Raw genomic sequence first — 11836 nt, 5'->3', positions numbered from 1 at the left:
TCCGAATTCAACGGAAAAACGGACAAACCACGTCTCATGACCTCTATCGGCTATGCAAGGGTCTCCACCGGCGAGCAGGACACCGCCCTGCAACTCGACGCTTTGCGCAAAGCAGGTTGTGAAAGGCTGTTCGAGGATAAGGCATCCGGCGTGAAGACTGACCGCCCCGGATTGGCTGAGGCGATCCGCTACGTTCGCGACGGCGACACGCTCACAGTCTGGAAGCTCGACCGCCTCGGCCGGTCGATGAAGCACCTCATCGAGATCATCACCGAACTGGAGGCCAAAGGCGTCGGCTTCCGATCCATCACCGAAAACATCGACACCACGACATCCGGCGGTCGCCTGGTCTTCCACCTGTTCGGCGCGCTGGCACAGTTCGAGCGCGATCTGATCCGGGAACGAACACGTGCCGGTCTGCAAGCCGCAGAGGAACGCGGCCGACGCGGTGGCCGACAAGTCGTCGTAACCCCGGACAAACTTGCCAAAGCCCGCCAGCATCTGGCGGCCGGTTTGAACGTCCGGGAAGCCGCGGCCCGCGTGAAAATAGGGAAAACCGCCCTCTACGAAGCTCTCAAGGCCGAAAAAGCAACGACAACCACGGTCAAACCAACCTGAGTTCCGGATACGTTCTTAAAAGTCGGACAGATTCGCCACTTTCGTGTCGTGACGCCATAATGCAAATCCGAAACAGCTGGAAAGGAGACTGTGAAATGGGTGTTGTCACGTTAAGTTTCTCTGGCCGGAAAGGCCAGGGGCTCGTAGATATTCAGGCGAAACAGGCCGCAATTTTCCATGCATCGAAAGCTTCGAGGCGATGGTAGCGAATTGTGTGTGCGGCTCGGCGACGAGATGGAACAGAGAAACAATTGCGGGTCGCTGAGTGCATGGAGACGAACCGTTGCAACGCTCCAGGTGACCGATGGGTGATGATCCGTTTGGGAGCAAAGCCATAGCGCTTCATTAACGCCACAAGCAATCGCTTTGCCGCCCTTTTATCACGCCGCTTCTGCAAGATTTCTTCGAGAACGGAGCCATGTTGATCCACCGCACGCCAAAGCCAGAATTTTTCTCCAGTGCATTTGACGACCACTTCGTCCAAATACCAAATATCGCCGGGGCGCGCCTGACGCCGCCGCAAGTTGCGTGTGATCTGGGGGCCGAACTTGGCGATCCAACGACGAACTGTCTCGTATGATACGTCGATTCCACGCTCAAGCAGCATTTCCTCAACTTCACGCAGACTAAGGTTGAACCGCAGATAAAGCCACACCGCATGAGCAATAAGCTGTGGCGGAAAACGGTGACGCTTGAAGATGATAACTGATGTCTGCATCGCCAAAATTTACGCCCAAACCGTCAGGCAGGCAACTGTAGCCCAGTTAACGTGACAACACCCTGTGAACTAATGTGAAAATTATTTTCAAATCGGTAAAATTATGATAAATGACTTTTCATAAAGATAAAAAGTAAACGGGAACAACGTGAATCTGTCCACATTGATTGGGTCCTGCCGAGGCAGTCTCACCCCAAACCAGCAAAAGATCGCAGATTTTGTGCTCGCCAATCCATTCGCGGTCGCGACGATGGGTATAGAGGAGCTTGCACAAGCAACCTCTACCTCATCTGCAACGATTACCCGGTTCGTGCGGGCACTGGGATTGGGGAGCTTTACAGATTTCAGAGGATTCGCGGTACAAGGCTACCAGTCATTGCTGCGCCCAGTGGAGAATGTCGACCGCGCCCGTCACATCCCGCCTGGAAAGATTGCGGAGGGTTCCTTCCAGAGTGCTGCAGAATGCTTGCAGCAGGTCATGAGGGAAGCCGGGAATACCGTGTGGGAGGACATTGCGGCCCAGATGATGAATGCGCCGCGTGTTGCCTTTCTCGGTTTTGGCGTCAGCGCGAACATGCTGCAATATCTTGCTGATAAATCAATCCTTTTTACCCGGTCACAGCTCGTGCTGAACGGTGCCGGCGGGCTCGAACGTGTTGCCCAGAAAGTGCTCCGGCTGGGGCCTGGAGATCTTGTGATAGCGATGGCCTTGCCACGCTACTCACAGGCGACCCTTGATTTTCTGAAGCTTGCGCGAGGCCGGGGAGCCCATTGCATTGCCGTAACGGATGGCCCTGCCTCGCCGCTGTGTTCACTCAGCCATGAGCAGATATTCGTACCCGCGAGCCACCCCGTTCTGCATAGTTCGACGATTGGTGCACTCGCTGCCTTCGAAGCGATCATTGCCGTGCTGACGGCACATCACCAGAGCGTCTCGGATGCCGTTTCCGTAACGCGCTCTCTCATGCCCTATCTTTATGCGGAGGATGAAGATCAGCCGCAGTCCAAATCGAGGACCACGGATGACAGTGAAGCCGAGTAACCCCGAAGACGCACCGATCGTACGCGTTGAAAATGTCAGTGTTGATTTCAAGGGCGATGATGGCACGTTTCGTGCGGTCAGGAATCTATCGTTCGAGATCAAACCGGGTGAAACGCTGGCAGTTGTGGGTGAATCCGGATCCGGTAAATCTGTCACGTCTCTTGCGATCATGCGTCTTGTGGAATTCGGTGGCGGCAAGATTACGGAAGGCGCTATTGAATTTACCAACCGCGATGGAGTTACACACGACCTTACCAGGTTTGCGCTTGATGAGATGGAAGGTATTCGCGGCAACGATATAGCGATGATTTTCCAGGAGCCAATGACCTCTCTCAACCCGGTTTTTACTGTTGGCGAGCAGATTGCCGAAGCGGTGCGTTTGCATCAGAAGTGTTCTTCTGCTGAAGCACGGGCTGAAGCACTGCACATGTTGGAAAAGGTCCGTATTCCCGATGCCAGGCGCATACTTGACCGTCATCCGCACCAGTTGTCGGGTGGCATGCGTCAGCGTGTCATGATTGCCATGGCTCTTTCTTGCCGACCGCGTCTGCTGATTGCCGATGAGCCAACCACGGCTCTGGACGTCACCATTCAGGCGCAGATTCTGCGTCTCATCCGTTTGCTGCAGGAAGAGATGGGCATGGCCGTACTCTTCATCACTCACGATATGGGCGTTGTGGCGGAAGTTGCAGACAAGGTGCTTGTTATGCGTGGCGGCGAGAAAGTGGAAGAAGGCACCGCAGAAACCATTTTTGCTGCGCCGCAACACCGTTATACCCGCGCGTTGCTTGCCGCAGTGCCACGTCTTGGAGCTCTTAACGGTGAAAACCTTCCGCGTCGTTTTCCTCTATTGAAAGCCGATGACAGCGGCTCGGACAGTTTTGCCGAGTATCCTCCGCAAGACACGATCAAATCACCTGAGCCGGTATTGCAGGTGCGTGATCTGGTGACGCGGTTCGATATCAGGAACGGGCTCTTCTCGAAACTCACTGGTCGCGTGCATGCTGTGGAACAGGTCAGTTTCAGTTTGCACCAGGGTGAAACACTGGCGCTGGTCGGTGAATCGGGTTGTGGCAAGTCAACGACCGGACGCACAATAATGATGCTTCAGGAAGTCACTTCCGGAGCGGTCTTCTATAATGGCAAGGATATTTTCAAACTTGGAAGAGCGGAAAAGCAATCCATTCGCCGCAAGATCCAATACGTCTTTCAGGACCCGTTCGCATCCCTCGATCCGCGGCTGACTGTGGGCTTTTCAATTGCGGAGCCGCTAATCACCCACGGGCTCGCAAAAGGGGGGGAAATCCAGGAGCGTGTAGTGGAATTGCTTCGGGACGTGGGTCTGCAGCCAGAGCATGCGCATCGTTATCCGCATCAGTTTTCGGGGGGGCAACGTCAGCGTATCTGTATAGCGCGTGCTCTCGCGGGAGATCCCGATATTCTCATTACCGACGAGGCGGTTGCCGCGCTTGATGTCTCCATTCAGGCACAGGTCATTAATCTGATGATGGAACTGCAGGAAAAACGTGGACTTTCCTACATATTCATCAGTCACGACATGGCGGTTGTTGAGCGGATATCCCATCGTGTGGCGGTGATGTATCTTGGGCAGGTCGTTGAAATTGGTCCGCGGCGCCAGATTTTCGAAAATCCACAACATCCCTATACGCGACGGCTTCTCTCTGCGGTTCCAATTGCCGATCCCCAGCGGCGTGAGCGCAGTCGCCCGCTTATCGAGGGGGAAATCCCAAGCCCGGTGCGTTCACCGGACGACATGCCGGTCGTCAGCCCTCTTATCGAGGTGGAGCCTGGCCATTTCGTAGCACGCCATCCCATCGGCGATTTTCATTGATCTTAGGAAGGAGTTGACAATGAAACTGAAGAACTTGCTGTTGTCGTCGGCGTTGGCCGCCGCGATAATGCTCCCGGGCGCGACGGTCTGGGCGAAATCCCTTACCGTTGCGGTACCAAATAACCTGACAGGTCTTGATCCAACGAACATCAATGACACGCTGTCGCAGACCTCGCTTCGTCTTATCTATCAGGGTCTTTTTGGCTTCGACAAGGATATGAAGCTCATTCCTCTACTGGCTGAAAGCTATGAGGCCAATGGCGATGCGACCGAATTTACCATCAAGATTCGCAAAGGTATCAAGTTCCACGACGGCACGGATTTCAATGCTGAAGCAGTTAAGGCCAATATCGAACGTCTTGCCAACCCGGACAACAAGCTTTCGCGCCGCAGCCTGGTCTCAATGGTCAAGGAAGTGCAGGTTGTTGACGATGCTACCGTCAAATTGATCCTCAAGGAACCGTTTGGCGCGATGATCGCCTCGCTTGCTCATCCAGGTGCCATGATCATTTCACCGGCGGCGCTTGAAAAATACGGCAAGGAGATCGGACGCAATCCGGTCGGAACCGGCCCGTTCAAGTTCAAAAACTGGTCGGCAGATACGCTTGAAGTCGTGAAAAATGACAACTACTGGAAAGAAGGGCTTCCCAAGATCGATGGCGTGACGGTTCGTTCAGTGCCGGAATCCGGTGCGCGCTTTGCAATGCTCCAGACGGGTGAAGCCCAGTTCATCCCTTCTTTCCCTCCTGAACTGATGCAGGTCGCCGAAAAGAACCCGAATGTCGAGGTCGATAAAGACCCTTCTATCGTCGAGTGGTACGTCTCTCTCAATAATCTGAAAAAGCCTTTCGATGACGTTCGCGTCCGACACGCGCTCAATTACGCCGTAGACAAAAAAGCCTATTGCAAGATCGTCTATAACGACCTTTGCGAGCCGGCAGATTCGATCATTCCCAAGAACCTTGCATTCCATGTGCCGGTTGGCAACTACGAGTACAATCTCGACAAGGCCAAAGATTTGATGAAGGAAGCAGGCCTGGAGAGTGGTTTCGAAACGGAAATCTGGGCAAACTCCAATACGGAATCCATACGTGCGGTTCAGTTCATCCAGCAGCAACTGGCACAGATCAACGTGAAAGTGAACGTAATGCCGCTTGAGGCTGGCGTTGCTGCGCAGAAAATCTGGTCTGTCGAGAAGCCGGAAGATGCTGCCGTACAGATGTATTATGGCGGCTGGTCTGCATCGACGGGCGATGCCGATTGGGGTATTCGCCCACTGCTTTATGGCCAGAGCTTTCCGCCAGCAATGTTCAACGTTGCTTACTTCAAGGACGCAAAGGTCGATGCTGCAATCGAAGGTGCAATCAGCACGGCTGATCCGGCCAAGCGGGCAGAATTCTATGCGGAAGCACAAAAGGCCGCCTGGGAAGGCGCACCCTGGATCTTCCTCGGTGTGAACCAGAACCTGTCGGCCAAGACCAAGTCACTTTCCGGCGTCTATATGCTTCCGGATCGTGGTTTCCTGCTCGAAGAAGCGGCATTCGCTGACTAACAGCTCGTGAAAAGAGCGCTGGCCTTTCGGGGCCGGCGCTACCTTTCCGAAAGGGAATTTATGTTTTCCTATCTCATCAAACGGCTTGTCGCTACCGTACCTGTCATCGTGCTCGTGATGGTTTGCGTTTTCGCCTTTGTGCACATGCTGCCAGGTGATCCCGCCCGCCTTGTAGCGGGCCCCGACGCCAGCCCGCAAGATATTGCTGCAGTTCGTTCGTCGCTTGGGTTGGATAAACCGTTGCCAGAGCAATTCACACGCTATTTGACGCGTGCGGTTCACGGCGATTTCGGTGTTTCGCTTAAGACGCGACGACTGGTCACCGAGGAGATCGGCGAACGCCTGATGCCTACAGTCTGGCTCACTGTATTTGCAATGCTCTGGTCTTCACTTCTCGGTTTGCTGATCGGCGTGATTTCTGCTGTAAAACGCGGTAAATGGCCTGACTACGCTGGAATGATCATAGCGGTATCCGGCATTTCATTCCCGCCATTCTGGCTGGGCCTGTTGCTAATCAATATTTTCTCGGTGAAACTTGGCTGGTTTCCGACCGGCGGCTACGGTACTTGGCAGCATTATGTGATGCCTTCGTTCACGCTTGGGGTGGGGGTTGCAGCTGTTATGGCGCGTTTTACCCGCTCAGCATTTATTGAAATTGCGCGGGAGGACTATGTTCGCACAGCACGCGCCAAAGGCGTGCCGGAGCGAAGGGTCGTATGGAAACATGCGCTACGCAACGCATTGATCCCCATTATCACAATGGTTGGTCTGCAATTCGGTTTTCTGCTTGGTGGATCGATAGTGGTCGAAAGCGTGTTCTCCTGGCCAGGTGTAGGAAGACTGCTGGTCGATTCCGTTTCCTATCGGGATTACCCTGTCATTCAGGCATTGATCCTGCTGTTCTCACTACAGTTCATCTTTATCAATCTGCTGGTTGACGTTCTTTATGCCTTTGCAAACCCGGAGATCCGCTACAAATGAGTACGACAACCGTATTGGTGGACCCAGCCCAGAAAATGCGCAGACCATTGGCCGAATTCTGGCGGCGGTTCAAAAAGCAGAAGGTAGCCCTGGTGGCGTTTGTCTTCATCATTGCTTTGGTGCTGGCGGCAATTCTGGCTCCAGTGCTTGCACCTTATGATCCGAGCACGCCGGACTATAATGCCGTTCTCCAGGGCCCGAGTGCCGGGCATTGGGCGGGAACGGATGCCTATGGGCGTGACATATTCAGCCGCATTATCTGGGGTGCGCGCATTTCGCTCGCGGTGGGCTTTCTGTCGGTGACGCTGGGCGCGCTTTTCGGCGTCACGCTTGGTATCGTTTCCGGGTTTTACGGTGGTTGGGTGGATTCGGTTATCATGCGATTGTGCGATCTGCTGCTTGCTTTCCCTGGCATTCTGCTTGCAATCGCTGTGATCGCGGTGCTCGGACCCGGCATTACCAATGTGATCTACGCAGTCGCGATCTTCTCTATTCCGGTTTTCGCCCGACTTGCTCGCGGCACCACGTTGCAGTTGAAGCGCACTGTTTATGTCGATGCATCGCGGGCGATCGGCGTAGCTGATCGCGTTATCATGCTTCGTCATATCTTGCCTGGTACCCTGCCAAACGTCATTGTCTATTTTTCGATGCGTATAGGCACCTCCATTCTGACCGCTGCTGCCTTATCTTTCATCGGCCTCGGCGCGCAACCGCCAAGCCCCGAATGGGGCGCCATGCTGGCTGATGGCCGGACCTATATGGGAGTGGCCGATCATTTGACGTTATTCCCCGGCATCGCAATATTTGTCACCGTGCTGGGCTTCAATCTTTTTGGCGATGGCTTGCGCGATGCGCTCGATCCGAAGCTACGATCCGACTGAGGAGCGGTTGTTATGCGAGTTTATATCTCCGCCGATATTGAGGGAGTTGCAGGTGTTGTTGCTCCGGCTCAAGGGCAGGCTGGTCATGTGGAATATGAGAAAGCGCGCATTCTCATGACCGAAGAAGTCAACGCCGTAGTCGAGGGGTTGGTAGAAGCGGGCGCAACCGAAATCCTTGTCAACGACTCTCACGGGCCAATGACAAATATTCTGCCATCTCTGCTGCATCCGGCAGCCGATTTGCTTCTAGGCAAGCCCAAGCCGATGAACATGGCCTGCGGTTTGACGGCTGAATTCGATTTGTTCCTTATGGTCGGGCATCATTCCATGGCCGGCAAGGGTGGGGTACTTGCCCACACCACAAACGGTTTTGCATTCCGGGAAGTCCGTATCAACAACCTGCCTTACGGGGAGCCGGGTATTTACGGTGCTTATGCCGGAGAGCTTGGCGTTCCAGTTGGTCTGGTTTCCGGCGACGATTGCACGAGGGACGAAAATATTGGATTTTTCCCGGATGCTGAATTTGTCGTTGTCAAACAATCTTTCGGTCACCGGGCTGCACGTCAGGTATCCGTCCAGCGGGCGCGCGCTATGCTGAGGGAGGGGGCGATACGTGCAGTCCGCGAAGCTGGTAGTAAAAAAGCATTCCGGCTGAATGGGCCATACAAGACGGAATTCTTGATGAGCAATGCGGCACTCGCAGATCAAATGGCAATACTCCCCCCGGCCACACGGGTTGATGCCGTCACCGTGGGGTTCGATTGTGTGACGATGGCGGAGGTGGTTGGCTGGATGACGGCACTTTCCGCCATGAGTTTCGCGTTGCGCTGACGCGATTGAATAAAGCAGAACTCCTTCCAGATTGAGGTCAGAATGTCTGAAACGATGCCGGTTATCGCGCTGCATGGCGGTGCGGGAACGATACTGAAATCCAACATGACGCCGGAGCGCGAGGCTGCCTATCATGTTGCCCTGCGCTTCTGTCTCGAGGCGGGACTGAATATTCTGCGCGAGGGTGGCACATCGCTCGATGCCGTAACGGCTTCGGTTATGGCATTGGAAGATGACCCGTTGTTCAACGCGGGACGTGGCGCGGTTTTTACCACCGACAGCACCCACGAAATGGATGCGGCCATTATGAATGGATCGACACGTGAATGCGGCTCGATTTCAGGAATTTGCGGTCCACGCCACCCGATACTTGCCGCGCGCGCAGTGATGGAAACGACCGAGCATGTATTTCTGGCCGGTGATGGCGCCAAACGCTTCTGTGAAAATGCCGGTCTTGAATTACAAACTCCGGAATGGTTCGGTACCGAACATCGGCTCAACGCCCTCAAGGCTGAAATGAAGCGTCGTAAAGAGGGGCTTCCGGATGACGGCGATCCTGCTCGCAAGCATGGAACTGTCGGGGCGGTGGCGCTCGATCGGTTCGGTCACCTCGCGGCAGCGACCTCCACAGGCGGCATGACGGCAAAGACGCCCGGTCGCGTCGGTGATAGTCCCGTTATTGGCGCCGGAACCTGGGCTGACGATACCACTGCGGCCATTTCGGCAACCGGACATGGAGAATATTTCATTCGTTGGGCTGTTGGACACGAGATCGATGCACGTATGCGCTGGGCAGGACAGGACTTGCAAAATGCGGCAGGTGGTGTCGTGACCGAACTGGGTGAAATCGGCGGTTCAGGCGGGCTTGTGGCCGTGGATGCAAAGGGCAGTATCTGCCTGCCCTTCAACAGTCCGGGAATGTATCGCGCATGGTGCGGTGTGGATGGTGTCATCCATACCGGAATCTATCGCCATTGATTGTCTCGCCCGAATTGCATCGCGGTAGTTATATACTGCCTGAACTACGCTGAGGTCACGAACAGAGGTTTGTGCGGGCAAAGCCATCGTCGGGATGATGGTCGCCGGGGTATTGCCGTTCGTGCGGTTACGTCAGCTCGCGGACCGGGTACGCCGGTTCGCGAGATTAGGAGCAGGGGCGTCAAATATGCCCGGGAAAGCTCACGATCAGACCGACAAAACGTAGAACGGTCAGAACGTTGGCGTTCCAGTTCGCTCCATTGACTGTGTAATCCGCTTTCGGGGCAGTCGACGGCGCTGTGGCACGCAGTCGGCTTTCACCCGGATGCTGTCGGAAGCGTAAGCGATCGCCAACGATTTGGTCAGCTGCGCGACCCCACCCTTGGACGCCGAATAGCCGGGTGCCAGCCCGCCGCCGAAGAAACTGAGCATCGATGCCGTATTGACGATTGCCCCACCGCGCTTCGTCAGCAGCGGTCGCGCCGCCGCGCAGATCCTCATGGTCCCCGTAAGGTTGATGTCGACGACGGACGCGAAGGTTTCGGGGTCGAGTTCGGCGCCGCGGCGAATGATGCCGGCGCAGTTCACCACGACGTCGAGGCCGGGCAGCGAGCCGACCAGGTTCTGAACTGCCGCCGCGTCCCGGACGTCGAGTACGGCGTGGCGCAATCCGGCAATCGCGGACCCGTCAGCAGCGGCTGCTTCGACCTCGGCCGGTGTGGCGCCGGTTGCAAGCACCGTTGCACCGAGATGGATGAAGCCGGCGGCGATGGCAGCGCCAATTCCCGAGGTGCCGCCGGTTACGAGCACATTTTGTCCCTGAAACAGTCCGGGCGCGAAGGTTGCCAGACTATCGAACGCGGCGGGCTTCATCTCAGCGGATGAACTGGTCGACATAGTCGGCTCCCAGTCCGCAGGCGGTGTAGTGCGCCCGGCGGTGTTGTCACGTTAAGTTTCTCTGGCCGGAAAGGCCAGGGGCTCGTAGATATTCAGGCGAAACAGGCCGCAATTTTCCATGCATCGAAAGCTTCGAGGCGATGGTAGCGAATTGTGTGTGCGGCTCGGCGACGAGATGGAACAGAGAAACAATCGCGGGTCGCTGAGTGCATGGAGACGAACCGTTGCAACGCTCCAGGTGACCGATGACCTTGCATGGTTCGCTCCCGTTTCCTAAACGGCAGATGGCTATTTTCGGCCCGATTATTGAGGCCCTTGTGCGACCAATGGTCAAGGCCGGGTGCCACTTCTGCCTTTGCTGCACCGTAGGAGCGGAGCTTATCGGTGATGATCCGTTTGGGAGCAAAGCCATAGCGCTTCATTAACGCCACAAGCAATCGCTTTGCCGCCCTTTTATCACGCCGCTTCTGCAAGATTTCTTCGAGAACGGAGCCATGTTGATCCACCGCACGCCAAAGCCAGAATTTTTCTCCAGTGCATTTGACGACCACTTCGTCCAAATACCAAATATCGCCGGGGCGCGCCTGACGCCGCCGCAAGTTGCGTGTGATCTGGGGGCCGAACTTGGCGATCCAACGACGAACTGTCTCGTATGATACGTCGATTCCACGCTCAAGCAGCATTTCCTCAACTTCACGCAGACTAGGATGAGGACTCATTTAGGTCCATGCGATTACGGCTGAGACAAGTGCGACGGCTGCAAGGTAGTTTGAAGCCAGCCTGTCGTATCTTGTTGCAATACGCCGCCAGTTCTTGAGGCGACAGAAGAGGCGCTCAATGACGTTCCTGCGTCGATAAGCTTTTCGATCCAGAGGGTATGGCGTCCTGCGTGTGGCAGACGAGGGGATCACGGCCTTGATCTTTGCCTTTTCCAGCCACTGCCGCAGACTGTCTGCATCATAGGCTTTGTCCGCCAGCAGGCGTTTTGTGGGACGTGCGACTGTCAGTAGCGGGATGGCCATTTTAATGTCCGCAACATTGCCGGGCGTTAAGCTGAAGGCGACCGGTCTGCCGCAATCATCGGCCAGACAATGGATTTTGCTTGTTCTTCCGCCACGCGACGTGCCAATCGCTTGTGCCCACGCCCCCCTTTTGAGCCTTGGGCAGAGCGGTGTGCCTTGATGTGAGTGCTGTCGATAGAAAGCTCTTCCGGCACAGGGCCAGATGCTGCCATTTTCTCGAAAATACGATGCCAGATACGCCTTTGCGACCAACGATGGTAACGATTGTAGACTGTCTTTGCCGGACCATATTCGGCTGGAACGTCACGCCAGCGGCAGCCGACCTTTAATACATGCAAGATACCCGATATCACCCGCCGATCATCGACACGTCGTGCGCCGGGCTGGTTTCTAGGCAGGTGCGGCTCAAGTGCCGTCCACGCCGCATCCGAAAGCCAGAACAGGTCAGCGTTCATGATCTCCTC

At 55.5% G+C, this 11836-nt stretch carries 11 protein-coding genes and 1 pseudogene; 8 read left to right on the top strand and 4 right to left on the bottom strand.

Translation table 11 applies throughout. From position 1 onward, the window contains the following. Window positions 1–36 precede the first annotated feature (36 nt). Window positions 37–618 carry a recombinase family protein gene (locus MKS82_RS28335; RefSeq protein WP_109614887.1) on the top strand — a complete coding sequence of 194 codons (582 nt, stop codon included), beginning with the start codon at window positions 37–39 and terminating at the stop codon, window positions 616–618. 151 nt (window positions 619–769) lie between these two features. Here MKS82_RS28335 and MKS82_RS28330 read toward each other — a convergent pair whose 3' ends face one another. Continuing rightward, a complete protein-coding gene (locus MKS82_RS28330) occupies window positions 770–1336 on the bottom strand; it encodes an IS6 family transposase (protein ID WP_240579589.1) in 567 nt (188 codons plus the stop codon). A gap of 148 nt (window positions 1337–1484) precedes the next feature. Here MKS82_RS28330 and MKS82_RS28325 point away from each other — a divergent pair, with 148 nt between their 5' ends. From MKS82_RS28325 to MKS82_RS28295, 7 genes are read left to right on the top strand one after another with little or no spacing between them, the layout of a single operon-like run. After that, entirely contained in the window at window positions 1485–2378 is an 894-nt protein-coding gene (locus tag MKS82_RS28325) for a MurR/RpiR family transcriptional regulator (protein WP_109366502.1), read from the top strand. Continuing rightward, on the top strand, window positions 2359–4230 hold the full coding sequence (locus MKS82_RS28320) for an ABC transporter ATP-binding protein (RefSeq protein WP_109989920.1): 1872 nt from the start codon (window positions 2359–2361) through the stop codon (window positions 4228–4230). The genes MKS82_RS28325 and MKS82_RS28320 overlap by 20 nt, the downstream gene beginning before the upstream one ends. A 19-nt stretch (window positions 4231–4249) precedes the next feature. Continuing rightward, complete coding sequence (locus tag MKS82_RS28315) at window positions 4250–5782, top strand: glutathione ABC transporter substrate-binding protein (protein WP_109366500.1); 1533 nt, start codon at window positions 4250–4252, stop codon at window positions 5780–5782. A gap of 60 nt (window positions 5783–5842) precedes the next feature. Then, complete coding sequence (gsiC, locus tag MKS82_RS28310) at window positions 5843–6763, top strand: glutathione ABC transporter permease GsiC (protein WP_240579588.1); 921 nt, start codon at window positions 5843–5845, stop codon at window positions 6761–6763. After that, entirely contained in the window at window positions 6760–7644 is an 885-nt protein-coding gene (locus MKS82_RS28305) for an ABC transporter permease subunit (protein ID WP_109366499.1), read from the top strand. The genes gsiC and MKS82_RS28305 overlap by 4 nt, the downstream gene beginning before the upstream one ends. Window positions 7645–7656: 12 nt before the next feature. Further along, window positions 7657–8475 carry a M55 family metallopeptidase gene (locus tag MKS82_RS28300; protein WP_240579587.1) on the top strand — a complete coding sequence of 273 codons (819 nt, stop codon included), beginning with the start codon at window positions 7657–7659 and terminating at the stop codon, window positions 8473–8475. Window positions 8476–8517: 42 nt separating this feature from the next. Then, a complete protein-coding gene (locus MKS82_RS28295) occupies window positions 8518–9453 on the top strand; it encodes an isoaspartyl peptidase/L-asparaginase family protein (RefSeq protein WP_151558737.1) in 936 nt (311 codons plus the stop codon). Between the two features lie 231 nt (window positions 9454–9684). Here the strand turns inward: MKS82_RS28295 and MKS82_RS28290 are convergent, their stop codons facing one another. The 3 genes and pseudogenes from MKS82_RS28290 to MKS82_RS28280 form a co-directional block, all read right to left on the bottom strand. Next, the gene (locus MKS82_RS28290) at window positions 9685–10350 is read right to left on the bottom strand and encodes an SDR family NAD(P)-dependent oxidoreductase (RefSeq protein ID WP_109989946.1); all 666 of its coding nucleotides are present in this window, start codon (window positions 10348–10350) and stop codon (window positions 9685–9687) included. 92 nt (window positions 10351–10442) lie between these two features. After that, window positions 10443–11054 (bottom strand): annotated as a pseudogene (locus MKS82_RS28285) (IS6 family transposase); the annotation flags it as partial. Window positions 11055–11069: 15 nt separating this feature from the next. Next, window positions 11070–11827, bottom strand: a protein-coding gene (locus MKS82_RS28280; protein WP_259030678.1) for an IS5 family transposase whose coding sequence is annotated in 2 segments (ribosomal slippage) — window positions 11070–11491 and window positions 11491–11827 — 759 coding nt in all. Because the reading frame shifts where the segments join, the coding sequence is not laid out codon by codon here. Window positions 11828–11836 lie beyond the last annotated feature (9 nt).

It is taken from the genome of Ochrobactrum sp. A-1, from assembly GCF_022488005.1.
GTDB lineage: Bacteria > Pseudomonadota > Alphaproteobacteria > Rhizobiales > Rhizobiaceae > Brucella.
Note: the sequence above shows the minus strand (reverse complement) of the source record. Positions and strands in the feature narration are given on the sequence as shown.